This is a genomic window from Arthrobacter bussei (genome assembly GCF_009377195.2).
Classification (GTDB): domain Bacteria; phylum Actinomycetota; class Actinomycetes; order Actinomycetales; family Micrococcaceae; genus Arthrobacter_D; species Arthrobacter_D bussei.
The window spans coordinates 235147-259667 of the sequence record NZ_VJXX01000002.1 but is presented as its reverse complement, the minus strand read 5'-3'; the positions used below and the strand labels follow the sequence as shown (position 1 = coordinate 259667).

General features: G+C 69.3%; 23 protein-coding genes. 14 read left to right on the top strand and 9 right to left on the bottom strand.

Features of this window, described 5'->3' with window-relative positions:
• Nucleotides 1-10: 10 nt before the first annotated feature.
• The 6 genes from whiA to secG all read left to right on the top strand — a co-directional run bounded on the left by whiA (nucleotide 11) and on the right by secG (nucleotide 5554).
• Entirely contained in the window at nucleotides 11-991 is a 981-nt protein-coding gene (whiA, locus tag FNH21_RS09475) for a DNA-binding protein WhiA (RefSeq protein ID WP_191931809.1), read from the top strand.
• 129 nt (nucleotides 992-1120) lie between these two features.
• On the top strand, nucleotides 1121-1750 hold the full coding sequence (locus FNH21_RS09470; RefSeq protein WP_191931808.1) for a superoxide dismutase: 630 nt from the start codon (nucleotides 1121-1123) through the stop codon (nucleotides 1748-1750).
• A gap of 290 nt (nucleotides 1751-2040) precedes the next feature.
• Complete coding sequence (gap, locus tag FNH21_RS09465) at nucleotides 2041-3051, top strand: type I glyceraldehyde-3-phosphate dehydrogenase (protein ID WP_191931807.1); 1011 nt, start codon at nucleotides 2041-2043, stop codon at nucleotides 3049-3051.
• Between the two features lie 12 nt (nucleotides 3052-3063).
• Nucleotides 3064-4314 carry a phosphoglycerate kinase gene (locus FNH21_RS09460; RefSeq protein ID WP_191931806.1) on the top strand — a complete coding sequence of 417 codons (1251 nt, stop codon included), beginning with the start codon at nucleotides 3064-3066 and terminating at the stop codon, nucleotides 4312-4314.
• Between the two features lie 120 nt (nucleotides 4315-4434).
• Complete coding sequence (gene tpiA, locus FNH21_RS09455; protein ID WP_152814599.1) at nucleotides 4435-5250, top strand: triose-phosphate isomerase; 816 nt, start codon at nucleotides 4435-4437, stop codon at nucleotides 5248-5250.
• 52 nt (nucleotides 5251-5302) lie between these two features.
• Nucleotides 5303-5554, top strand: a complete 252-nt coding sequence (gene secG, locus FNH21_RS09450) for a preprotein translocase subunit SecG (RefSeq protein WP_055773518.1) — start codon at nucleotides 5303-5305, stop codon at nucleotides 5552-5554.
• Between the two features lie 73 nt (nucleotides 5555-5627).
• Here the strand turns inward: secG and pgl are convergent, their stop codons facing one another.
• The 6 genes from pgl to tkt all read right to left on the bottom strand — a co-directional run bounded on the left by pgl (nucleotide 5628) and on the right by tkt (nucleotide 13939).
• Nucleotides 5628-6443 (bottom strand): 6-phosphogluconolactonase, encoded by an 816-nt coding sequence (gene pgl, locus FNH21_RS09445; RefSeq protein ID WP_191931805.1) that lies wholly within the window; start codon nucleotides 6441-6443, stop codon nucleotides 5628-5630.
• On the bottom strand, nucleotides 6433-7377 hold the full coding sequence (locus FNH21_RS09440) for a glucose-6-phosphate dehydrogenase assembly protein OpcA (protein ID WP_152814597.1): 945 nt from the start codon (nucleotides 7375-7377) through the stop codon (nucleotides 6433-6435). Before FNH21_RS09440 ends, pgl begins: the two co-directional genes overlap by 11 nt.
• The gene (gene zwf, locus FNH21_RS09435; RefSeq protein WP_152814595.1) at nucleotides 7374-8918 is read right to left on the bottom strand and encodes a glucose-6-phosphate dehydrogenase; all 1545 of its coding nucleotides are present in this window, start codon (nucleotides 8916-8918) and stop codon (nucleotides 7374-7376) included. Before zwf ends, FNH21_RS09440 begins: the two co-directional genes overlap by 4 nt.
• Before the next feature lie 2 nt (nucleotides 8919-8920).
• Nucleotides 8921-10567, bottom strand: a complete 1647-nt coding sequence (locus FNH21_RS09430; RefSeq protein ID WP_338403224.1) for a glucose-6-phosphate isomerase — start codon at nucleotides 10565-10567, stop codon at nucleotides 8921-8923.
• Between the two features lie 5 nt (nucleotides 10568-10572).
• Nucleotides 10573-11685: a transaldolase gene (gene tal, locus FNH21_RS09425; protein ID WP_152814593.1), complete on the bottom strand. Its 1113-nt coding sequence runs from the start codon at nucleotides 11683-11685 to the stop codon at nucleotides 10573-10575.
• A 67-nt stretch (nucleotides 11686-11752) separates the two neighbouring features.
• Nucleotides 11753-13939, bottom strand: a complete 2187-nt coding sequence (tkt, locus tag FNH21_RS09420) for a transketolase (RefSeq protein WP_191931804.1) — start codon at nucleotides 13937-13939, stop codon at nucleotides 11753-11755.
• Nucleotides 13940-14370: 431 nt separating this feature from the next.
• On the opposite strand from tkt, the gene FNH21_RS09415 reads away from it, so the two are divergent.
• Together FNH21_RS09415 and FNH21_RS09410 are read left to right on the top strand one after the other, a co-directional pair.
• On the top strand, nucleotides 14371-15315 hold the full coding sequence (locus FNH21_RS09415) for a heme o synthase (RefSeq protein ID WP_055773508.1): 945 nt from the start codon (nucleotides 14371-14373) through the stop codon (nucleotides 15313-15315).
• A 64-nt stretch (nucleotides 15316-15379) separates the two neighbouring features.
• Complete coding sequence (locus FNH21_RS09410) at nucleotides 15380-16279, top strand: dihydrodipicolinate synthase family protein (protein WP_152814592.1); 900 nt, start codon at nucleotides 15380-15382, stop codon at nucleotides 16277-16279.
• Between the two features lie 62 nt (nucleotides 16280-16341).
• Here FNH21_RS09410 and FNH21_RS09405 read toward each other — a convergent pair whose 3' ends face one another.
• From FNH21_RS09405 to FNH21_RS09395, 3 genes are read right to left on the bottom strand one after another with little or no spacing between them, the layout of a single operon-like run.
• Nucleotides 16342-17313: a COX15/CtaA family protein gene (locus FNH21_RS09405; protein ID WP_152814590.1), complete on the bottom strand. Its 972-nt coding sequence runs from the start codon at nucleotides 17311-17313 to the stop codon at nucleotides 16342-16344.
• A gap of 4 nt (nucleotides 17314-17317) precedes the next feature.
• A complete protein-coding gene (locus tag FNH21_RS09400; protein ID WP_152814588.1) occupies nucleotides 17318-18118 on the bottom strand; it encodes an ABC transporter permease in 801 nt (266 codons plus the stop codon).
• Nucleotides 18115-19071 (bottom strand): ABC transporter ATP-binding protein, encoded by a 957-nt coding sequence (locus FNH21_RS09395; protein WP_152814586.1) that lies wholly within the window; start codon nucleotides 19069-19071, stop codon nucleotides 18115-18117. The genes FNH21_RS09400 and FNH21_RS09395 overlap by 4 nt, the downstream gene beginning before the upstream one ends.
• Nucleotides 19072-19278: 207 nt before the next feature.
• Between FNH21_RS09395 and FNH21_RS09390 the strand changes: the two genes are divergently transcribed.
• From FNH21_RS09390 to FNH21_RS09365, 6 genes are all read left to right on the top strand, one after another.
• The gene (locus tag FNH21_RS09390; RefSeq protein ID WP_338403244.1) at nucleotides 19279-20106 is read left to right on the top strand and encodes a helix-turn-helix transcriptional regulator; all 828 of its coding nucleotides are present in this window, start codon (nucleotides 19279-19281) and stop codon (nucleotides 20104-20106) included.
• Nucleotides 20106-21578 carry a Fe-S cluster assembly protein SufB gene (gene sufB / locus FNH21_RS09385; RefSeq protein ID WP_055773500.1) on the top strand — a complete coding sequence of 491 codons (1473 nt, stop codon included), beginning with the start codon at nucleotides 20106-20108 and terminating at the stop codon, nucleotides 21576-21578. Before FNH21_RS09390 ends, sufB begins: the two co-directional genes overlap by 1 nt.
• A gap of 2 nt (nucleotides 21579-21580) precedes the next feature.
• Complete coding sequence (gene sufD / locus FNH21_RS09380; protein ID WP_152814582.1) at nucleotides 21581-22924, top strand: Fe-S cluster assembly protein SufD; 1344 nt, start codon at nucleotides 21581-21583, stop codon at nucleotides 22922-22924.
• Nucleotides 22924-23283: a non-heme iron oxygenase ferredoxin subunit gene (locus tag FNH21_RS09375; RefSeq protein WP_152814580.1), complete on the top strand. Its 360-nt coding sequence runs from the start codon at nucleotides 22924-22926 to the stop codon at nucleotides 23281-23283. The genes sufD and FNH21_RS09375 overlap by 1 nt, the downstream gene beginning before the upstream one ends.
• A gap of 69 nt (nucleotides 23284-23352) precedes the next feature.
• Nucleotides 23353-24120, top strand: coding sequence for a Fe-S cluster assembly ATPase SufC (sufC, locus tag FNH21_RS09370; RefSeq protein ID WP_055773496.1), 768 nt, complete (start codon nucleotides 23353-23355; stop codon nucleotides 24118-24120).
• Between the two features lie 51 nt (nucleotides 24121-24171).
• The gene (locus FNH21_RS09365) at nucleotides 24172-24501 is read left to right on the top strand and encodes a metal-sulfur cluster assembly factor (RefSeq protein ID WP_152814578.1); all 330 of its coding nucleotides are present in this window, start codon (nucleotides 24172-24174) and stop codon (nucleotides 24499-24501) included.
• Nucleotides 24502-24521 lie beyond the last annotated feature (20 nt).

The window sequence follows — 24521 nt, the reverse complement described above, 5'->3', positions numbered from 1 at the left end:
GAGTGTATCTGTGGCCCTGACCGCCGACGTCAAGGAGGAGCTCTCGCACCTCGACGTCAAGAAGTCCTCGGTCCGCAAGGCCGAGGTGTCCGCGCTGCTGAGATTCGCCGGAGGACTCCACATCATCTCCGGCCGGATCGTCATCGAGGCCGAGGTGGATCTCGCGTCGACCGCGCGGCGCCTCCGTGCCGCGATCGCGGAGGTATACGGCCACAACAGCGAGATCATCGTGGTCACGGGCGGCGGACTCAAGCGAGGCAACCGCTACGTGGTGCGCGTGGTGCGCGAGGGCGAGTCCCTCGCCCGGCAGACCGGGCTCCTCGACACCCGCGGCCGCCCCGTGCGGGGACTGCCCTCCGCCGTCGTCAACGGCTCGACCGCGGACGCCGAGGCGGTCTGGCGCGGTGCCTTCCTCGCCCACGGCTCGCTGACGGAGCCCGGGCGCTCGTCGTCGCTCGAGGTCACCTGCCCCGGCCCCGAGTCCGCCCTCGCACTGGTCGGCGCCGCCCGCCGCCTCGACATCGCCGCGAAGGCCCGCGAGGTACGCGGCGTCGACCGTGTCGTCATCCGGGACGGTGACACGATCGCCGCGCTCCTCACCCGCATGGGCGCGCACGACGCCCTCATGGTGTGGGAGGAACGGCGCATGCGCAAGGAGGTGCGGGCCACGGCGAACCGCCTCGCGAACTTCGACGACGCCAACCTGCGCCGCTCCGCCCAGGCCGCCGTCGCCGCCGGTGCCCGCGTGGAGCGCGCGCTCGAGATCCTCGGTGAGACGGTCCCGGAGCACCTGCGCTATGCCGGCGAGCTGAGGGTGGCCCACAAGCAGGCCAGCCTGGACGAGCTGGGGCGCCTCGCGGACCCTCCGATGACGAAGGATGCCATCGCCGGCCGCATCCGGAGGCTCCTCGCGATGGCCGACAAGAGGGCCTCGGACATCGGCATCCCGGGGACCGACGCCAATGTGACCGCGGACATGCTCGACGAGTGAATGAATGCATAGGATGGAACAGCAAGCCCGCTCGCGGTCGATAGCTGATCCGGCGGGACTCCTGCCGTTCGGAGCCCGTGAGGGGTTGCGGGCAGCGCGGGTACACGGGATCACTACATGGAGGACTACGTGAGCGTTTACGTACTGCCGGATCTTGACTACGACTACGCGGCCCTGGAGCCGCACATCTCGGGCCGGATCATGGAGCTGCATCATTCCAAGCACCAGGCCACCTATGTCAAGGGCGCCAATGATGCCCTGGCGCAGCTGGCCGAGGCGCGTGAGAAGGGTGAGTTCGGGACCATCCCGAAGCTCTCCAAGGATCTGGCGTTCCATGTGGGTGGTGTGATCAACCACAGCATCTTCTGGAAGAACATGTCGCCCGAGGGCGGGGACAAGCCCGAGGGTGAGCTGGCTGCGGCGCTGGATGACGCGTTCGGGTCCTTCGACGCGTTCCGGGCGCACTTCACGGCGGCGGCGACGTCGCTGCAGGGGTCGGGGTGGGCGGTCCTGGCGTACGAGCCGCTGGGGAAGAACATCGTGATCGAGCAGCTCTACGACCAGCAGGGCAACGTGCCGGTGGGCACGGTTCCGCTGCTGATGCTGGACATGTGGGAGCACGCGTTCTACCTGGACTACGTGAACGTGAAGCCCGAGTACGTGAAGGCGTGGTGGAACCTGGTGAACTGGGCCGATGTCCAGACCCGTTTCCAGGCTGCGAGGACCGGGGCCTCGAGCCTGATCACCCCCGGCCACTAGCCACCCGACAGCGCACCGCACTGCACGCTCCGGCTGCAGGACGCCACCACGCGCCTCACCGGCGGGGCAACCCGCGTCACGAGTGCGCGCGGGAACGCAGCGCTGAGTAAGGTTGGAGCCGTGCAGGGAGCGATCCCCGCACGGCTCCGAACGGATGACCGGCTTCACAGGGAGCCCGCAGGACCCGATCAACGTCGGCACGAAGGGGTGCCCGGTACAAGATGTATTCGTCGCCGGCGTCACCCGAGAGGGAGGGCCGGCGGCACCACCTATCAAGGAGATGGAAACCCGTGACTACCCGTGTTGGAATCAACGGCTTCGGCCGCATCGGCCGCAACTACTTCCGCGCCGCCCTGGAGCAGGGTGCCGACCTCGAGATCGTGGCCGTCAACGACCTCACGAGCCCCGAGGCCCTCGCGCACCTGCTGAAGTACGACTCCGTCACCGGTCGCCTGAAGGCCTCCGTGGAGGTCGACGGCGGTGACCTCGTGGTCGGAGGCAAGCGCGTCAAGGTGCTGGCCGAGCGCGATCCCGCGAACCTGCCCTGGAAGGACCTGGACGTGGACATCGTCATCGAGTCCACCGGCTTCTTCACCAAGGCCTCCGACGCTCAGAAGCACATCGACGCCGGTGCGAGGAAGGTCCTGATCTCCGCTCCCGCCTCCGACGAGGATCTCACCGTGGTGCTCGGCGTCAACGACGGCGACTACGACCCCGAGAACCACCACATCATCTCGAACGCCTCGTGCACCACGAACTGCCTCGGCCCTCTCGCCAAGGTGCTGAACGACTCCTTCGGTATCGAGCGCGGCCTCATGACCACGGTGCACGCCTACACGGCCGACCAGAACCTGCAGGACGGTCCCCACAAGGATCTCCGCCGTGCGCGCGCCGCCGCGATCAACATGGTCCCCACCTCCACGGGAGCGGCGAAGGCCATCGGCCTCGTCCTGCCCGAACTGAAGGGCAAGCTGGACGGCTACGCCATCCGCGTCCCGGTCCCCACCGGTTCCGCGACGGACCTGACCGTGACGGTCGGCCGCGAGGTCACCGCCGAGGAGGTCAACGCCGCCTACAAGGCAGCAGCTGCCGACGGCTCGCTCAAGGGCTACCTCTCCTACACCGAGGACCCCATCGTCTCCTCGGACATCGTGACGGATCCGGCGTCGTGCATCTTCGACTCCGGCCTGACGAAGGTCCTCGGCAACCAGGTCAAGGTCGTCGGCTGGTACGACAACGAGTGGGGCTACTCGAACCGCCTGGTCGACCTGACCGAAATCGTCGCGGCAAAGCTCTCCTAGGCGGATCCGCCCGTGGCCTACGCATCGCTCGACGACCTCCTCGCCGAGGGCGTCCGGGGACGTCGCGTCCTCGTCCGTTCCGACCTCAACGTCCCCCTGGAGGGTGACGTCCCCTCCCTGACGGTGACCGACGACGGCCGTGTCCGCGCGTCCCTGCCCGTCCTGCGCAAGCTGGTCCAGGCAGGGGCGGCCGTGATCGTCATGGCACACCTCGGCCGGCCCAAGGGGGCGCCCGAGGCGAAGTACTCCCTCGCGCCGGCTGTCGACGTCCTCCGCGAGCTGGCAGACTTCCCGGTCGCACTCGCGCCCGACACCACGGGTGAGGGGGCGCGGAGCGCTGCCGCCGCACTCGGGGAGGGCGAGGTGCTCGTGCTGGAGAACGTCCGTTTCGATGCCCGTGAGACGAGCAAGGACGACGGCGACCGCACGGCCTTCGCGCGGGAGCTCGCCGAGCTCGCCGGCGAGGACGGCGCGTACGTGGACGACGCCTTCGGTGCCGTGCACCGCCGGCATGCGAGCGTCTTCGACATCGCGGCCCTGCTGCCCGCGTACCAGGGTGACCTGGTCAGGGCGGAGCTCGTGGTCCTCGAACGGCTGACGAAGGACCCGCAGCGGCCGTTCGTCGTGGTGCTCGGGGGGTCGAAGGTCTCGGACAAGCTCGCCGTGATCGAGAATCTGATCGGCACCGCCGACCGCATCCTCGTGGGCGGCGGCATGGTGTTCACGTTCCTCGCAGCCCAGGGTCACCGCGTCGGGGCGAGCCTCCTCGAGGAGGACCAGATCGGGACGGTGCGCGGCTACCTCGAGCGCGGTCCACGTGACGGCACGCAGTTCGTGCTGCCGACGGACATCGTGGTGGCCGAGAAGTTCGCCGCGGACGCCGGCAGCAGCGTGATCGCCGCCGACGCCATCGAATCGGGGCCGTATGGCGCCGAAGGTCTCGGGCTGGACATCGGACCGGTGACGGCGCAGGACTTCGCAGCGAACATCGCCGAGGCGAAGACGGTCTTCTGGAACGGCCCGATGGGCGTGTTCGAGTTCGATTCCTTCGCCGGCGGCACCCGCTCCGTGGCCCAGGCGCTCGTCGATGCGGAGGCCGCCGGTGCTCTCACGGTCGTCGGTGGCGGCGACTCCGCCGCAGCCGTCCGGGGCCTCGGTTTCGCCGACGACCAGTTCGGGCACATCTCGACCGGTGGCGGTGCGAGCCTCGAATACCTCGAGGGCAAGGAACTGCCCGGCCTCAGCGCCCTCGAGCGCGGGTAGGGCCCGACGGGGCCGGTCCGGATTTGTCCGGCGGTCCCCCTGCATGACCCACACCGGCGGGATCCGGAGCCCCAGGGCACCGGATCCCGCCGCCATGACACGACCATGATGGAGAAGACGATGACCACCTCGACCAACGGCGCGTTCGATCGCCGGCCGCTCATCGCGGGCAACTGGAAGATGAACCTGGACCACATGCAGGGGATCACGTTCCTGCAGAAGCTCGCCTGGACCCTCGACGACGCCGACCACGACTTCTCCCGCGTCGAGGTCTCGGTCTTCCCTCCGTTCACCGATCTCCGAGGCGTGCAGACCCTCGTGAAGGGCGACAACCTGGAGGTGGTCTTCGGCGGTCAGGATCTCTCACCCGAGGACTCCGGTGCCTACACCGGCGACATCTCGGGTCAGTTCCTCGCCAAGCTCGACTGCACGTACGTGCTCGTGGGCCACTCCGAGCGCCGTACCATCCACCACGAGTCGGACGAGGTCCTGAACCGCAAGGTGCACGCTGCCTACCGCCACGACCTCGTGCCCGTCCTCTGCGTGGGTGAGGGACTCGAGATCCGCCAGGCCGGCACGCACGTCGCCCACACCCTCGAGCAGCTGCGCCAGGGTGTCACCGGTCTCGACGCGGACCAGGCAGGAAGGCTCGTCGTCGCCTACGAGCCCGTCTGGGCCATCGGGACGGGCGAGGTCGCCGGGCCCGAGGACGCGCAGGAGATGTGCGCCGCCATCCGCGCCGAACTCGCAACCCTCTTCGACGCCGACACCGCCGCGAAGACGCGCCTGCTCTACGGTGGATCGGTCAAGGCTGCGAACGCCGCAAGCATCCTGAAGGAGCGCGACGTCGACGGCGTGCTCGTCGGCGGTGCGAGCCTCGACGTGTCCGAATTTGCTAGTATTGTCAGGTTCGAACAGCATCTGGTGACAGACTAGTTCCTGCGCCTGCCGCTCCGACGAGCGGCTTTCCGAGCCTTGAAAGGGCCCCGTGGACATCCTTCGTATCATCCTGCTCGTCCTGCTCGGGATCACCAGCCTCCTGCTGACCCTGCTGATCCTGCTGCACAAGGGCCGTGGCGGCGGAATGTCGGACATGTTCGGCGGTGGGATGACCTCGAGCATGGGATCCTCCGGTGTTGCCGAGCGCAACCTCAATCGCTTCACGGTTGCACTGGGCCTCGCCTGGGGCGTCGTGATCGTGGCGCTCGGCCTGATCCAGCGGTTCGCCGGCGAATCCTGACCCTTCCGACACGACGAGAGAGCCCCCGCTTCGACGAAGCGGGGGCTCTTTCGTCGTCTCCGAGGTGGCGGCGTCAGCCGGCCTGCTCCTCGTCGTGGTCGATCAGCCGGCCGGGAAGCTTCTGTGCCGCGTCCTGGTCGATGAGCCACAGGGTCTTCCGGAGCCCGCGTGCGCCGGCGGCCGGGACCTGGACGTGTCCGGCCCCTGCGAGGGCGAGCCCCACGGCACCGGCCTTGTCGCTGCCGCTCACCGACAGCCAGACCTCCTGGGCGGTGTTGATCGTCTCCAGGGTCAGGGAGCCGCGCTTGGGCGGGGGCTTCGGCGCGTCGGCCACGCCCACCGTCGTCGAACCCTTCGTACGGATGCCCGCCATCTCCGGGAACAGCGAGGCGATGTGCGCGTCCGGCCCCACGCCCAGCAGGAGGACGTCGAATCGGGGCAGTCGGGGATCCGTCTGCACGGCGCCAGGATCGGCATCGAGCTCGGCTTCGGCCGCAGCGGCGAGCTGGGCCGCGTAGTCCGCCGCTGCGGCATCCTCGTCGTCGAACGCATCGCTCGCACCGAACTCGTGGACCTTCGCCGGATCCACGCCGACATGGTCCAGGAGGGCCGCACGGGCCTGGACGGCGTTCCGCTCGGGATCGTCGGCCGCGAGGAAGCGCTCGTCACCCCACCAGACGTGCACGTTGGACCAGTCCACGGCGGTGTGCGCCGGGGACTCGGCGACCGCCCTCAGTGCCGCGGTGCCGATCGAGCCGCCGGTGAGCACCACGGTGGCGGTGCCCCGGTCGCTCTGCACGTCGACCAGTCTCGTGATGAGCCGGGCCGCGACGGCTGCCGCAAGCGAGGTCTGGGACGGATGGATGCTGACTTTCGGTTCAGCGCTCACTCGTTCGTACACTCCTCAGGTTGGTGCGGGACAGTCCTTCGGTGATGACCTCGCCGAAGACCTCGTCCGGGTCCAGGCGTCGCAACTCCTCCGCGAGGCAGTCACGCAGCCCGCGGCGGGGCAGCGAGATGCGCTGCACCGGCTGATCGGGCTGGTACAGCTCGGCGACGTCGTGACCGGGACGGTGCAGTTCGATGTCCCCGCCGCTGCGCTTCAGCCGGACCCGCTTCAGGCCCGTGCCGGCGGGTCCCGCCGCGATGGTGACGGGGGCGTCCAGCGTCATGGTCAACCATGCCGCGAGCAGGACGGTGCTGGGGGAGTCGGACGCGCCCTCGACCGTCACGGCGGTGACGGGCTGGTCGCCCTTCACCTGGTCCATGACCGCCGCGAGCTGGATGCGCCAGTTCGTCAGCCTCGTCCAGGCGAGATCGGTGTCCCCGGCCGTGTAGGTGCTGCTGATGGTGAACAGTGCCGCTGTGGGGTCCTTCTCATTGGCGGAGTCGGTGATGCGACGGTGCGCGATGCTGCCGATCGACGTCTGCGCTGCGGCTTCCGGCGCGCCGTGGGGCCACCAGGCGACGATCGGCGCATCCGGGAGCAGCAGGGCGGAGACGAGCGATTCGTTCTCGTCCGCGAGGTCGCCGTACCCGCGCAGGACGATCACCTCGGAGGCGCCGGCGTCACCTCCCACCCTGATCTGGCCGTCGAGCCGGGTCGGCTCGTCCGGCGATCCCTCGGCGAGGACGATGATGCGGCACGGATGCTCGCGGCTCGCGTCGTTCGCCGCGTCGATCGCCTCCTCCTCGTACCCGGAACGCGTGATGACGACGAGCGTCAGGACCCGCCCGAGAGCGACGACGCCACCGCGCTCACGCATGGCCATCAGTTCCTTGGACACCTTCGAGGTGGTGGTGTCCGGCAGTTCCACGATCATGGCCTTCTCCAGGTACGTCCATCGGCTGCGAGCAGCTCGTCGGCGGATGCGGGGCCCCAGCTACCGGGCACGTAGGGCTCGGGCTGGCCGTCGAGGGTGGCCCAGTACTTCTCGAACGGGTCGAGGATCTTCCACGAGAGCTCGACCTCCTCCTGGCGGGGGAACAGCGGCGGTTCGCCGAGCAGCACGTCGAGGATGAGGCGCTCGTAGGCCTCGGGGCTGGACTCCGTGAAGGAGTGGCCGTACCCGAAGTCCATCGTCACGTCGCGTACCTCGGTCTGGGTCCCGGGGACCTTGGACCCGAAGCGGATGGTGACGCCCTCGTCCGGCTGGACGCGGATGACGACGGCGTTCTGCCCGAAGTCCTCCTCGTTGTGGTCCCGGAACAGCAGGTTCGGTGCGCGTTTGAACACGACGGCGATCTCCGTCACCCTGCGTCCGAGGCGCTTCCCCGCGCGCAGGTAGAAGGGCACCCCGGACCAACGCCGTGTGTTGATGTCGAGGCGGAGGGCCGCGAAGCTCTCCGTCGTGGAGTCAGCGGGGATGCCGTCCTCCTCGAGGAATCCGTTGACCCGCTCACCGCCCTGCCAGCCTGCCTCGTACTGTCCGCGGGCGGAACGCTCGGTCAGGTCCTCCGGCAGGGAGACGGCCGCGAGGACCTTCTCCTTCTCGGACCGCAGGTGGTGGGCGTCGAAGGAGATGGGCTCCTCCATCGCCGTGAGGGCGAGCAGCTGCAGGAGGTGGTTCTGGATGACGTCGCGTGCCGCTCCGACGCCGTCGTAGTACCCGGCGCGGCTGCCGATGCCGATGTCCTCGGCCATGGTGATCTGCACGTGGTCCACGTAGTTGGCGTTCCACAGCGGCTCGAAGAGCTGGTTCGCGAAGCGCAGCGCCAGGATGTTCTGGACCGTCTCCTTGCCGAGGTAGTGGTCGATGCGGAACACGGCGTCCGGAGGGAAGACTTCCTCGACGATGCTGTTCAGCTCGCGCGCCGACTCGAGGTCGTGGCCGAAGGGCTTCTCGATGACCACCCTGCGCCACTCGCCGTCGTCGGGCTGGGCCAGGCCGTGCTCGGAGAGCTTCTGGCAGACCGTCTCGAAGGCGTTGGGCGGGATGGAGAGGTAGAACGCGTGGTTGCCCCGCGTTCCCCGGCTCGCATCCAGTTCCTCGATGCACTCCTTCAGGTCGCGGAAGGCGTCGTCGTCGTCGAACTCGCCCCTGACGAAGCGGATGCCCGCCGAGAGCTGCTCCCAGACCGTCTCGTTGAACGGCGTCCGGGCGTGCTGCGTCACGGAGTCCCGGACCTGCTGGACGAAGTCCTCGTTGCTCCAGTCCCTGCGGCCGAAGCCGACGAGCCCGAAGCTCGGGGGCAGGAGGCCCCTGTTCGCCAGGTCGTAGATGGCCGGCATGAGCTTCTTGCGGGCCAGATCGCCGGTGACGCCGAACAGGACCAGGGACGAGGGTCCCGCGATCCTGCTCAGCCGGCGGTCACGGGGATCGCGGAGGGGATTGGCCGCACGGGTCGATGTGCTGTCAGCCATCCTCAGCCGTTCCCGCGGACCTCGCCGGGGGCGGCGAGGGAGGCGACGACGTCCCGCAGCTGGGGGACGCCCGCGGTGCGGTCGGTGAGGTGCAGCCGGAGGACCGGACGGCCGTGGTCCGCGAGGACCTGGGCGTCACCGGCGGCCTGGGCCGCGATGAGCTCACCGAAGGTGAACGGGCGGTCCGGGATCGCGAGATCGGTGCTGCCGGCGCCCGTGAGCTGCAGATATGCGCCGATGGCGGAGCCGCCCTTGTGGTACTGACCGGTGGAGTGCAGGAAGCGCGGACCCCACCCGAAGGTGACCGGGCGTCCGGTCGCAGCGGCCAGGGGGCCACGGATGTGCTCGAGATCCGCCTGGCGGTGCCGGTCGAGGTACGCCTGGACCGACAGGTAGCCGTTCACGGGGATCGCCGCGAGGAGCGCCTCGAGAGCCTCCGCGAGGGTGCTGGACGACCCCAGCAGTCCGGCGTCGCCGCGCACCTCGACGGCGCCGTCGGTGAAGGCGGCCGGCGTGGGCTCGGGCTGGGCGTCGAGCAGGCCGCGGGCGGCCTTCTTCGCGGCCTCGACGTCCGGCTGGTCGAAGGGGTTGATGCCGAGCAGTCGGCCGGCCACCGCGACCGCGTACTCCCAGACGAACATCTGGCTGCCCAGGTTCCCGCTGACGGTCACCCGCGTCCCGGTCGTCGACTCGTCGCTCGGCGCCTCGTCGAACGGCGCGAGGACCACGGGGAGCACGTCGTCGGCGACGTCGGCCAGTTCCGGAGCGTCGATCGACGCGACGACGGGCAGGAGGCCCGTACCGAGCTTGCCGGTGGATTCCGCGATGAGCTGCTCCGCCCAGTCGGCGAAGCCGGGGAGACCGGAACCTGCGTCGGCGAACACGATCTTGTCGCGCAGGGGAGCGGTTCCTCCGAGGACGGCACCCAGCTGGAGCCCGACGTTGCCGGCGTCATCGTCACCGAGGAACTCCGCGCTGTCCTCGGCATCGTTGAGCAGCGTCTCGATGTCCGCACCCGCGAGCCCCGAGGGCACGAGGCCGAACGCGGTCAGCGCGGAGTACCGGCCGCCCACCTCGGCGTTGGCCGTGAAGACCCTGCGGTAGCCGGCAGCCCTCGAGGCCTCCTCCAGGGGCGAGCCCGGGTCGGTGACGACGATGATGCGCGATGCGGCGTCGATGCCCGCGTCCGTGAAGGCCTGCTCGAACACGCGGCGCTGGGAATCGGTCTCCACCGTGGAACCCGACTTCGACGACACCACGATGGCGGTGCGCTCCAGCTGATCCTCGAGGGCTGCCCGGACCTGCTCCGGATCGGTGGCGTCGAGGACGACGAGCTCGACTCCGGCCTCCTTGGTGATGACCTCCGGCGCGAGCGACGAGCCGCCCATGCCGCACAGGACGATCCGGTCCACGCCCTCGCCGTTCAGGTCCGCGCGCAGCCCGGCGATCTCGGGCAGCAGAGCGCGGGAACCGTCGAACAGATCGATCCAGCCGAGGCGGATCGACGCCTCGGGCTCGGCGTCGGCGCCCCACAGGGTGGCGTCCTTGGCCATCAGCCGGGAGGCGAAACGATCGGCGACGAGCGTGGGTACCGCGGCGTCGACGGCGGTAAGCGCATCGCCGGAGGCGGTCAGAGCGAAGGAGCCCACGGGGGTCAGCCCTTCGCCGCGTCGAGCGCGGTCTGGACGGTCTCGAGGAGCTCCGACCAGCTGGTCACGAACTTGTCGAGGCCTTCCGTCTCGAGCTTCTCGACGACCTCCTGGTAGGACACGCCGAGGGCGTCGAGCTTGTCGAGCACGTCGGCGGCCTCCGCGTAGGAGCCGGTGATGGTGTCTCCCTCGACCACGCCGTGGTCGGCCATCGCGTCGAGCGTCTTCTCGGGCATGGTGTTCACGACGTTCGCGGCGACGAGTCCTGCGACGTAGAGCGTGTCGGGGAGGTTCGGATCCTTGACGCCGGTCGAGGCCCAGAGGGGGCGCTGGGCGTTCGCCCCGGCCGCTTCGAGGACCTGCCAGCGCTCGGACGAGAACTGCTCCTGGAAGACCTGGTAGGCGAGACGCGCGTTGGCAAGACCTGCCTTGCCCTTGAGCGCCGTGGCCTCCTCGCTGCCGACGGCGTCGAGCCGCGCGTCGATCTCCGCGTCGACGCGCGAGACGAAGAAGGAGGCGACCGAGTGGATCGTGGCGAGGTCGTGCCCGTTCTCCCTGGCCTGCTCGAGACCGATCATGAAGGCGTTGATGACCGCCCGGTAGCGCTCGAGGGAGAAGATCAGGGTGACGTTGACGCTGATGCCGGCGGCGAGCGTCTCGGAGATGGCCTCGAGCCCCTCGACCGTCGCGGGGATCTTGATGAGCACGTTGGTGCGCTGCACCTTGGCGTGCAGGCGCTTGGCCTCGGCGATGGTTCCCGCCGTGTCGCGGGACAGGCGGGGGTCCACCTCGATCGAGACGCGGCCGTCGGCGCCGTCGGTGCGCTTGGCCTCCGCGGCGAAGAGGTCGCAGGCCTGGGCGACGTCGTGGGTCGTGATGTCGAAGACGGCCCGGTCGACGTCGGCCCCGGCCTCGGCGAGGGCGCCGACCTGGGTGGCGTACGAGTCGCCGTTCTTGAGGGCGGCGGCGAAGATACTCGGGTTCGTGGTCACGCCGACCACGTTCAGGTCCTCGATGAGGCGCTTGAAGCCTCCCGAGTTGAGGCGTTCCCGCGAGAGGTCGTCGAGCCAGATGGAGACGCCGGCGGCCGAGAGGTCGGCGGTGGGTGTTGTGGTCATGATGTGCTCCTTGTCCGCTGCTGCGGATGAGTGCTGGTGGGTGCTGGTGTGGGACGTGCGGTGCAGGCTACTGCTGGTCGCCGGTCTCGGTGGCCTGGTGGCCCGAGGCCATGGCTGCGGTGCCGTTCGGTGCCAGGGGGTCGGCGGCGACGGCCTCGAGCGAGTCCTTCGCGGCGGCCACGACGGCGTCGCTGGTGATGCCGAACTCCCGGTACAGCGTCTTGTAGTCGGCGGATGCGCCGAAGTGCTCCAGCGACACGCTGCGTCCGGCGTCGCCGACGATCCCGTGCCAGCTCTGGGACACGCCGGCCTCGACGGAGACGCGGGCACGGACGGTGCGCGGCAGGACGCTGTCGCGGTACGCGGCGTCCTGGGCGTTGAACCACTCGAGGCACGGCATGGACACGACGCGCGCAGAGATGCCCTGCGACTCGAGCTGCTCGCGGGCCTCGACGGCCAGCTGCACCTCGGAGCCCGTACCGATCAGGATGACGTCGGGGGCGCCGTCCTTCGCCTCCGCGAGGACGTACCCGCCCTTGGCCACACCCTCCGCCGAGCCGAACGTGTCTCCCGATGCGACGCCGTCGCCCCGCTCGTAGGTGGGGATGTTCTGGCGCGTGAGCACGATCCCGGCGGGGTTCTCGGTGTTCTCGAGGATGGTGCGCCAGGCGATGGCGACCTCGTTCGCGTCGCCGGGGCGGACGACGTCGAGACCGGGGATGGTGCGCAGCGAGGAGAGCTGCTCCACTGGCTGGTGAGTGGGGCCGTCCTCCCCGAGGCCGATGGAATCGTGGGTCCACACGTAGATCGCGGGGACGCCCATGAGCGCTCCGAGGCGGACCGCGGGCCGCTGGTAGTCGCTGAAGATGAGGAAGGTGCCGGAGAAGGCGCGCGTGCTGCTGTGCATCACGATGCCGTTGACGATCGCGGCCGCCGCGTGCTCACGGATCCCGAAGTGGAGGACCCGGCCGTAGGGGTTCCCCGACCAGGCGTTGGTCTGGCGGCTCTCGGGGATGAAGGACGGCGATCCCTCGATGGTCGTGTTGTTCGACTCGGCGAGGTCCGCACTGCCGCCCCAGAGTTCGGGGAGCACGGGACCGATCGCGGTGAGGACCTTGCCCGAGGCTGCGCGGGTCGAGACGTCCTTGCCCGCCTCGAAGCTGGGCAGGCTCGCCTCCCAGCCCTCGGGGAGCGTGCGGGCCTGGATGCGCTCCAGCAGGGCCGCCTCGTCCGCGTGCGCCGACGCCCAGGCGTCGAAGCCCTGCTGCCACTCGGCGTGGGCCTCCGCGCCGCGCTGCACCACACCACGGGCGTGCTCCAGGACCTCCGGGTCGACGTCGAAGTGCTTCTCCGGGTCGAAGCCGAGGGCTTCCTTCACCGCCGCGACCTCGTCCTTACCGAGGGCGGAACCGTGGATCTTACCCGTGTTCTGCTTGTTCGGCGCGGGGTACCCGATGATCGTGCGCAGGGCGACGATCGAGGGCTTGGAGGTCTCGTTCTTGGCCTCGACGAGCGCGGAGTACAGCTCGGCGACGTCCTCGACGTACTCACCGGTCTTCGTCCAGTCGACGCGCTGGACATGCCAGCCGTAGGCCTCGTACCGCCTGAGGACGTCCTCGGAGAACGCGATGTCGGTGTCGTCCTCGATTGAGATGTGGTTCTGGTCGTAGACGACCACGAGGTTGCCGAGCTCCTGGTGCCCGGCGAGCGAGGATGCTTCCGCCGTGACACCCTCCTGGAGGTCACCGTCCGAGGCGATGACCCAGATGGTGTGGTCGAACGGGCTGGTGCCGGCGGGGGCGTCGGCGTCGAACATGCCGCGCTGGCGGCGCTGGCCGTAGGCGAACCCGACGGACGTCGCGAGGCCCTGACCCAGCGGGCCGGTGGTGATCTCCACGCCCTTGGTGTGGCGGTACTCGGGGTGCCCGGGCGTGAGCGAACCCCAGGTGCGCAGCGCCTTGAGGTCGTCGAGCTCCAGGCCGTACCCGGAGAGGAAGAGCTGGATGTAGAGGGTCAGCGAGGTATGGCCGGGGGAGAGGACGAAGCGGTCGCGTCCGGTCCACTCGGGGTCCGAGGGGTCGTGCCGCATGAGCTTCTGGAAAAGGAGGTAGGCCGCCGGTGCGAGGCTCATCGCCGTACCCGGGTGACCGTTGCCCACCTTCTCCACGGCGTCCGCCGCGAGGATGCGGACGGTGTCGACCGCCTTCTGGTCCAGTTCGGTCCAGGTCAGTTCCTGCTCTTGCGTCTGTGGCACGTTTCCGGGCCCCTCTCTGTCCGGAACGGCCCCTCAGCTGATGACGGGGCGTACCTGCTGGCACGCCGTCGGACTGGCCGTTCACCGTTGAATACTGCATATAAGGCTCCGCACGGCGACAGCACTGAGCCCCGGCAAACTCTTCCGGGCGCGCATCCGCGGCGGGCTTTCGAACCCACACTATCCCTTCAGCTCCGCTCACGTCCGTGGGAGTCCAAGAATGTCGTTGCTCACATCCGGCGGTTGCATGCGGCGCCGGAGGAGGGGGCTGCGCGGCGAGGACGGCGTATGTCCGTGACGCCTCACCTGCGGGAAGGACCGATGAGGTCCCGCAACCGCCCGCCGTCCCCACCTATCGCCCATTTCTACACGGCGTAAAAGGGTATGATGGGCCTTGTCTTTTACTCCGGAAGAAACGAAAGTGTTGCCTTGTGAAGACCCAGCAGGCTCCTGCTCCGGCACGTTCCCCGCAGGCCCGTCAAGGTTTCGGTCGCAAAGCGAAGGCCTACCTCGCGCTGACGAAGCCCCGCGTGATCGAGCTGCTCCTGGTCACCACACTTCCCACCATGATCTTCGCCCAGGGCGGGTTCCCTCCTCTCGGACTGATCCTCGCCACGATGGTCGGCGGAGCCCTCGCAGCCGGTAGCGCCGGCGCCTTCAACTGCTACATCGACCGCGACATCGACAAGCTCATGCACCGCACCGAGAACCGGCCGCTCGTCACGGGCGAGGTCACCCCGCGCGAGGCACTCGTGTTCTCCTGGGTCCTCGGCATCGTGGCGATCGCCGTTCTCTGGTTCGGCGCGAACCCGCTGGCGGGCATGCTCGGTGTCGCGGCCATCTTCCTCTACGTGGTCGTGTACACGCTGGTCCTGAAGCGTCGCACCTCCCAGAACATCGTCTGGGGTGGAGCAGCGGGCTGCATGCCCGTGCTCATCGCGTGGGCCGCTGTCACCGGTTCCGTGGACTGGCCCGCCGTCGTGCTGTTCCTCATCATCTTCCTGTGGACCCCGCCGCACTACTGGCCCCTGTCGATGAAGTACAGCGACGACTACAACGCCGCCAGCGTACCGATGCTCGGAGCCATCGCCGGGGCCCGCACGGTGTCCGTCCAGGTGGTCCTCTACGCCTGGGCCATGGTCGCGTGCTCGCTCCTGCTGATCCCCGCCGGTGCCGGCTGGGTGTACTCGGTCGCGGCCCTCGTCGGCGGTGCCTGGTTCATCCGCGAATCCCACCGCCTCCACTCCCTCGCACAGCAGGGTGAGCTCAGCAACAAGGCCGCGATGAAGGTCTTCCACGGGTCGATCAGCTACCTGACGGTTCTCTTCCTCGCCCTCGCCGTCGATCCGTTCGTCGGATCGGCCGTCCTTCCCTGATCGTCCGCCGGCCGATCCGCCCGCACGGTCGATGACCGGTGGGGCGAGCCCCTAGGCTGTCGGCATGGACTTCACCGGCCTGATCGCCTATCCACTCACGCCCTTCGACCCGGACGGCGGCGTGGCCCACGCGGACCTCCGCTCCCTCCTCGACGGTCTGGCGGCGTCGGACGTCGACGCGATCACGGTCCTCGGGTCCTCGGGGAGCTTCGCCTACCTCGACCGCGCCGAACGCGCGGAGGTGGCACGCACCGCCATCGACGCGGTGGGAGGCAGGAGACCCGTCGCCGTGGGCATCAGCTCGGTGGGCACGCGGGAGGTCCTCGAGTCCGCGGTCGACGCCGCGCAGGCCGGTGCTGCCGGCCTCGTCCTCTCCCCGGTCTCCTACGTGCCGCTCACGGATGACGAGGTGGTGGCGCAGGTGCATGCGGTGTGCGCGGCCACGGACCTGCCGATCTGCCTCTACAACAACCCCGGTACCACCCAGTTCGACTACTCGCTCGACGTGGTCGCCGAGGTGGCCGTGCTGCCTCAGGTCGTCGCGTTCAAGGACACCGCGCCCGACGCCGCGACGTTCAACGCGCGGCACGCTGCACTCCGGGCGCTGGTCGACGGATCCTTCAGCCACGGCGTGAGCGGGGACGTCCTGATGATGTCCGGCGAGGTCGCTGCGGAGGCATGGCACAGTGGTCCGGCAGCACTGCTGCCCACCTTCTACGCCCGCCTCAGGTCTGCCGTGGTGAACGGTGATCAGAGGGAGATCGACCGGGTGCGCCACGTGCTCGCCCCCCTGGTCGACCATGTGGCCGGCCTTCGGAAGATCAGCGGGCTCCACCTCCTGGCACGCGCGTGCGGCGTGGCCGCCGGTGATCCGCGGCCGCCCCTGCTGCCGAGTCCCGGGTCCGAGCTGCGCGAGCTCGGCCGGCTGCTCGACGTCCTCGAGAGCGAATTCGACGACGGCTGACCGGTCGGCTTGTCGGACGGGGCCCCGGCGTCGCGCATCACTTCGCGACACCGGCTGTCGCGCTACGCGACGGGCTGCGGCACCCTCGTCGCCGTGACCGTACCCGGCAGGGTGCGTCTGGTCGTCCCCGTGTAGTGGGCGTGGACCGCCGCAGCCATCAGCAGCGACGCGCCGAGCATGTGCAGCGCCACGAGCACGACCGGCAGGTGCAGGAAGTGCTGGGTGTAGCCGATCGCACCCTGGACGAGCACGACGGCGGCCAGCAGGACGAGCGCCTTGCGGAGCTTCGCGTGGACGCCGGTGCGGTAGGCGACGACGACGGCGAGTGCCACCGTGGCGACCAGCAGGTACACCGGGACCGCGTGGAGGCGCGTCATGAGGTCGGAGTCGAGGCCGTTGCGCGCGGCACCGTGATCACCCGCGTGCGGCCCAGAACCCGTCACGATCACGCCGAGGACGACGGCTACTGAGGTCAGAACGGTCGAGGTGACGAGGAGTTGCCGCAGGAGTGCCGGCGCCGCCGCGGGCCTGCGGACCCCGTACTGCTCCGTCGTCAGCCGTGCGCGGTTGACGAGGACGGTCGCGAGCGCCACCAGGACCATCGAGACGATGAAGTGCAGTCCCACGACCCAGGGGTTCAGCCCCGTCCATACCGTGATGCCGCCGATCACGGCCTGCGCCGGGATGCCCAGGAACAGTCCCACGGACAGCCTGAACAGGTCCTTGCGCTCCCGCCGCATCCCGAGCAGCGCCACGATCATGGCGACGGCGATGATGACGAGCACGAAGGTCAGGAGGCGGTTGCCGAACTCGATGACCCCGTGGAAGCCCATCTCGGGTGTGGTGACGATCGACTCCGGCGTGCAGCGCGGCCACTCGGGGCACCCGAGTCCCGACGCCGTCAGACGGACAGCCCCGCCGGTGACGACGATGGCGATCTGGGAGACGAGGGACGCGACCGCGAGGCGGCGCACCAGCGGCGTGGTGGTCCTCGGCAGGCGGCCGGTGAGGCGGGTGAGTGGGGGGAAGGTCATGAGGTCAGCTCCATTTGAACCAGCGGATGGCCGCCAGGCCGGCGAGGGTGGCCCAGGCGAGGAGCACCAGGCACGCGAGGGGATCGAGGGCGCCGTCCACGAGGGCGTTCCGCAGGCCGTCGCCGAGCGCGGAGGACGGCAGGATCGAGACGAACGGCTCGACGGCGGCGGGGAGGCCCGTGGCCGGGATGATCACGCCGCCGGCGGCGGCGAGGAGGATCCATACGAGATTGGTGACCGCGAGGGTCGCCTCGGGCCGCAGCGTGCCGGCGACGAGGAGTCCGAGGGAGGTGAACGCCGCGGAGCCGACGAGCAGCAGGAGGGCGGCGGGGAGGATCCCCTCCGGCCGGGGCGACCATCCCAGCAGCAGCGCTGCTCCGCCGATCACCACGAGCTGCACGGCGAGGACGGCGGCCACGGCGACGGCTTTCCCGAGGATGAGGCCCGATCGACCGAGCGGAGTGGTCGAGAGGAAGCGGAGCACCCCGTACCGCCGGTCGAAGCCCGTGGCGATCCCCTGGCCCGTGAAGGCCGTCGACATGGTGCAGAGGGCCAGGACCCCCGGGGCGGCGACGTCGATGCGGCTCGGCCCGTAGGCGTCCAGCAGGGGGGTGAGGACGAGGGCCACGAGGGCGAGCAGCGGCAGCACGATCGCGAGCACCAACTGCTCCCCGTTGCGCAGCATGGCCAGCGCCTCGTAGCCGCCGTGCCGGAGCACCCGAAGGGACAGCGGCGCGGCCGTTCCCGACGCCGTCCTGCCGCGGGGCGCGGCGGGAAGGCCGGAGGCCGTGTGCGGGCGGCTCATCGGATGCTCCGTCCGGAGATGTCGAGGAAGACGTCCTCGAGGGATCGGGGCGCCAGGGAGATGGTCGTGGGCATGACGCCGCAGGAGGCCCACCAGGTGGCGAGGTGTGCCACGTCCTCCGCCGTGAGCGTGCCCCGGAGGACGTACTGCCCGGGTTCGGACTCGAGCTGGTGCAGGTGGGGGAGGAGCCCGGGCGGGAGTGTGAGACCGGGGACGGTCTCGAAGCGCAGCTCGCGCATCCCGTCCGTCTCACTGTCGGCGGTGAGCTCCGCGACGGTCCCCTCGGCTACGGTCCGGCCGCCCTCGACGATGTACACGTAGTCGGCCAGCTTCTGGGCGTCGTCGAGCAGGTGCGTGGTGAGGATGACTGCGAGGCCGTCCGCACGCAGTTCCCTGATGAGATCGAACACGATCGTCCGCGACTGGGGGTCCAGACCTGCACTGGGTTCGTCGAGGAACACCACCTCGGGCCGTCCCACCAGGGCGCAGGCGAGGGCCAGGCGCTGCTTCTGCCCACCCGAGAGCCGGCGGATCGAGACGGCACCGAACTCGTCGAGCCCGAGGCGCCCGGCGAGGCCGTCGACCGGCAGGGGATCGCTGTACATCGAGGCGACGTGACGGAGCAGTGCCAGCGGCCGCACCGACGGAGGCAACCCGCCGTCCTGCAGCATCACGCCGACGCGGGCGCGAAGGTCCGGCGATGCACGGTACGGGTCCTGGCCGAGGAGTCGCACCACGCCGCCGTCGGCGCGCTGGAGTCCCTGCGCGCATTCGAGAGTGGTGGTCTTGCCCGCCCCGTTCGCTCCGAGGAGCACGGTCACCGCCCCGTGCGAGGCGCGCAGGTGCACGCCGTCCAGCACGCGGACCATGCGGCCGTCGAGCGCGCCGACCGGACCGAAGTCCTTGATCAGGCCGTCGATCTCGAGGGCGGGGGCAGTAGTCGGCACCCTCATATTCTACGACAGGTAGTAGTGCGGCGGCGGGTCCTCGATGGGTAGCCTCGCCCAAGTGGTCGGCCGGAATACATTAGGTCATGCTTGTGTTGTGTATTTTGTCGCCGACGGGAGGAATGGACTGTGACCGTATCGCCACGCGCCGCCCTCTCCGCTCCCGATCCTGCGACGGCGGCCTCCCCGCGCGGTGCGCAACGGACGGCCCAGATCGTCTCGCCGGATCCCGACGAGCGCACCAGGGACCGGGTCCTGTCCGCGGTCCTCGAGCGCGGTCCCGTCAGCGCCGCGGAACTCGGCGACAGTCTCGGTTTCACCCCTGCAGCCATGCGGCGGCACCTGGACGCACTGTCGCAGGACGGCCTGATCGAGGTGAAGCGTGTGCGGAGCTCCGCCACCGGCGCGGGACGCCCTGCACGCCGCTACGTGCTCAGCCGGCGGGGCCAGACCGAGATGGGCGACGACTACCTCGACATCGCCACCGCTGCGCTGGCTCAGCTCGGTGCGGCCGCGGGCCCGGAGGCCATCGAGGAGTTCGCCCGTGCGCGCTTCTCCGGGATGGAGGAGCGCTACCGGCCCGTCGTCGAGGCCGCGGGCCCGGACCTCGAGGCACGGGCCCAGGCGCTGGCCGGTGCGCTGACCGCTGACGGCTTCGTCGGATCGACCAAGACCGTCGGACTGCCGCAGCTTCGGGGCTCCCGGGCCGTCGCGTCCTCCGGCCGGCCGGTGATGCTGAGCGTGCAGCTCTGCCAGGGACACTGTCCCATCCAGGGGCTGGCCTCGGCCTTCCCCGCCTTCTGCGAGCAGGAGACCGGCGTGTTCTCCCGGCTGCTCGGCGTCGATGTCCGGCGCCTCTCCACCCTGGCGGCAGGCGGTCACGTCTGCACCACCCACATTCCCCTGGGACGGACGACGGCGGCACCTGCCGCGCCGGCCAGCCCGGATGCTCCCGGCACCGCCGAATCCACGGCGGCTGCGGAAGCCGCGCCGCCCAGCAATCCAGCAACCCCTTCTATCCATCAGCAAGGAAGGCCGTGATGACGGATCAAGTAGACCGCAAGCCAGCCGCGTCGGCAGTGCCGGAGTCGGTGATCAGCGACATCCTGGAGAAGAACCCGGAGCTCGAGGGCATCGGCACCTATCAGTACGGCTGGGCCGACAAGAACGAGGTGAGCGACAACGCCCGCCGCGGCCTGAGCGAGGAGGTCGTCCGCGACATCTCCGCGAAGAAGAACGAGCCCCAGTGGATGCTCGACCTCCGCCTCAAGGGCCTGAAGTACTTCGACCGCAAGCCCATGCCCGCCTGGGGTGCAGATCTCTCCGGCATCGACTTCGACAACATCAAGTACTTCGTGCGGTCCACGGAGAAGCAGGCGAACACGTGGGAGGACCTCCCCGAGGACATCCGCAACACGTACGAGAAGCTCGGCATCCCCGAGGCGGAGCGTGCACGCCTCGTGTCCGGCGTCGCTGCCCAGTACGAGTCCGAGGTGGTGTACCACCAGCTCCGTGAGGACCTGGAGCGCCAGGGTGTCCTGTTCCTCGACACCGACACCGCGCTGCGCGAGCACCCCGAGATCTTCAAGGAGTACTTCGGCACGATCATCCCCGTCGGGGACAACAAGTTCGCGTCGCTGAACACGGCCGTCTGGTCGGGCGGTTCCTTCGTCTACGTCCCCAAGGGCGTCCACGTGGAGATCCCGCTCCAGGCCTACTTCCGCATCAACACCGAGAACATGGGCCAGTTCGAGCGCACGCTGATCATCGCGGACGAGGACTCCTACGTGCACTACATCGAAGGCTGCACCGCCCCGATCTACACCTCGGACTCCCTGCACTCGGCCGTTGTCGAGATCGTGGTCAAGAAGGGCGCGCGCGTCCGGTACACGACCATCCAGAACTGGTCGAACAACGTGTACAACCTCGTGACCAAGCGCGCCATCGCGCACGAGGGCGCCACCATGGAGTGGATCGACGGCAACATCGGGTCGAAGGTCACCATGAAGTACCCGGCCGTCTACCTGGTCGGCGAGCACGCCAAGGGTGAGACGCTCTCGATCGCCTTCGCCGGCGAGGGCCAGCACCAGGACACCGGGTCGAAGATGGTGCACATCGCGCCGAACACGAAGTCCTCGATCATCTCGAAGTCCGTTGCCCGCGGCGGTGGCCGCGCCGCCTACCGCGGCCTGGTCCAGGTGCGCGAGGGAGCCAAGCACTCCGCGAACACGGTGCGGTGCGACGCCCTCCTGGTGGACACGATCTCGCGGTCGGACACGTACCCGTACGTCGACATCCGCGAGGACGACGTCACCATGGGCCACGAGGCGACCGTGTCGCGCGTCAGCGAGGAGCAGCTGTTCTACCTGATGTCCCGCGGCCTGCCGGAGGACGAGGCCATGGCCATGATCGTGCGCGGCTTCATCGAGCCCATCGCACGCGAGCTGCCCATGGAGTACGCGCTCGAGCTCAACCGGCTGATCGAACTGCAGATGGAAGGGGCCGTAGGCTAGCAATGGCTGAGACCACCCACACGGAATTCACACCCGATACAGCACCCGACGGCGAGGTCACCGATCTCGGTGATCTCGACGAGAAGGCGCGCCTCGGCGCTCCCGCAGGCGCCGTCGACAGCTCGAGCGCGATCGACGGCTTCACCGAGGAGGGCGAGTCCCTCTCGAGCGGGGACACCGGCAGCGAGCAGCTCGGCCTGAAGAAGCACAGCCACGGCAATGCCCCGGTGATCCCGGAGGCGTCACGCGGTGAGCGTCGCAGGTCCTTCGACATCGCGGACTTCCCGACCCTCACGGGGCTCGAGGAGGACTGGCGCTTCACCCCGCTGAAGCGCCTGCGCGGCCTGCACACGGAGGCGCTGTCCGCCTCCGCGCCGGCAGTAGAGGTCACCGGGGCCGGCAACGTCACCGTCGAGACCGTCGGTCGCGACGACGTCCGGCTCGGTGCCTCGGCGACCCCGGAGGACCGCGTGTCCGCCGCCGCGTGGAATGCCTTCGGCGACGCCACCGTCATCACCGTCCCGCAGGAGACCGTGGCCGACGGCGAGGTGATGGTCAGTGTCAGGGGGACGCACGCCGAAGCCTCGGCGCAGCACATCCTCATCGACGCGAAGGCCTTCTCGAAGGCCGTCGTCGTGCTCGACCACCAGGGCTCGGCGACTCTCGCGCAGAACGTCGAGATCGTGGTCGGCGACGGTGCGGAGCTCACCGTCGTCAGCGTCCAGGAATGGGACGACGACGCCGTGCACGTCTCCTCGCAGCAGGCGAAGGTGGGCCGCGACGCGCGCTACAAGCACGTCGTCGTCAGCCTCGGCGGCGACCTCGTGCGCCTCACGCCGTCGTCGATCCTCACCGCGCCCGGCGCGGAGGTCGAGATGTACGGGCTGTACTTCGCCGACGCCGGCCAGCACCTCGAGCAGCGCCTCCTCGTGGACCACGCCGTACCAAACTGCAAGTCCCGCGTGACCTACAAGGGAGCCCTGCAGGGCGCCGACGCACATACCGTGTGGGTGGGTGACGTCCTCATCCGTAAGGCCGCCGAGGGTACCGACACCTACGAGACCAACCGCAACCTGATCCTCACGGACGGTGCGCGCTCGGACTCCGTGCCGAACCTCGAGATCGAGACGGGTCTGATCGAAGGAGCCGGCCACGCCAGCGCCACCGGCCGCTTCGACGACGAGCACCTGTTCTACCTGATGGCACGTGGCATCCCCGAGAAGGCCGCACGCCGCCTCGTGGTCCGCGGGTTCCTCACCGAGGTCATCCAGCAGATCAAGGTGCCCGCCCTCGAGGAGCGCCTGTCCGAGTCCGTCGAGCGCGAGCTCGCTGCGGGCAACCTCTGATGGCTGCCGAGCCCCGCGGCGAGCTGATCTGCAGCGTCGACGACATCCAGGTCAAGCAGGCGCTGAGGGTCCTCATCGACGACTACCCCGTGGCCGTCGTCCGCGACTCCGACGGGGAGATCCATGCGCTGGGGGACACCTGCTCCCACGCGGACATCTCCCTCTCGGAGGGCGACGTCGAGGGGTGCGCCATCGAGTGCTGGGGCCACGGTTCCCAGTTCGACCTGCGCAGCGGCGCCCCCCTGCAGCTCCCGGCGTACGAGCCGGTCCCGGTCTTTGCGCTGGAGATCCACGACGGCAATGTCTACGTCGATGTCACCACCGTCACCAACGGGGCGCCGGCACCACAGCTCGGCTGACGCAACGCCGTCCCGCACCCCTACTTCCTGCACTCTTCCTGCACCAGCAGGCGAAGGAGAAAGAACACGATGTCCACACTTGAAATCAAGGACCTGCACGTCAGCATCGACACCGAGCAGGGCAACGTCCCCATCCTCAAGGGCGTCACGCTGACCATCAACACCGGCGAGACCCACGCCATCATGGGGCCCAACGGCTCCGGCAAGTCGACCCTCGCGTCGACCATCGCCGGCCACCCCCGCTACACGGTGGACAGTGGCTCCATCACGCTCGACGGCGAGGACGTCCTGTCCATGAGCGTCGACGAGCGCGCGCGTGCCGGCCTCTTCCTCGCGATGCAGTACCCCGTCGAGGTCCCGGGCGTCACCATGACCAATTTCCTGCGGACCGCGAAGACCGCCCTCGACGGCGAGGCGCCGAGCCTCCGCCACTGGACCAAGGACGTCAAGACGGCCATGGCCCAGCTGCGCATCGACGCGGACTTCGCCCAGCGCAACGTCAACGAGGGCTTCTCCGGTGGTGAGAAGAAGCGCGTGGAGATCCTGCAGCTCGAGCTCTTCCGCCCCAAGTTCGCCATTCTCGACGAGACCGACTCCGGTCTCGACGTCGACGCCCTGAAGGTCGTCTCCGAGGGCGTCAACCGTGAGCACTCGAAGGGGGAGATGGGCACGCTGCTCATCACGCACTACACGCGGATCCTCCGCTACATCAAGCCGGACTTCGTCCACGTGTTCGTCGCCGGCCGCATCGCCGAGCAGGGCGGCCCCGAACTCGCCGACCAGCTCGAGGCCGAGGGCTACGATCGGTTCACGGCCCAGACCCCGGTCGAGGCCTAGGACCACCCCGATCTCCCGGCCGCCGTCGGGATACGCGAAAGGAACAGTTCGATGAGTGATGTGCAGCAGGCGCAGACCGCGCTGGGCGACGTCGAGGAAGCGCTCCGTGATGTGATCGACCCCGAGCTGGGCGTCAACATCGTCGATCTCGGCCTCCTCTACGGCCTGAAGTACGCGGAGGACGGCGCCCTCCTGATCGACATGACGTTGACGACGGCGGCATGCCCGCTGACCGACGTGCTCGAGGAGCAGGTCGGCCAGGCGCTGGACGGCGTCGTGGACGAGTGGCGCCTCAACTGGGTGTGGATGCCGCCGTGGGGTCCCGAGAAGATCACCGAGGACGGCCGCGACCAGATGCGGGCACTCGGCTTCAACATCTGATCGTCCGATGCCGGCTGCTG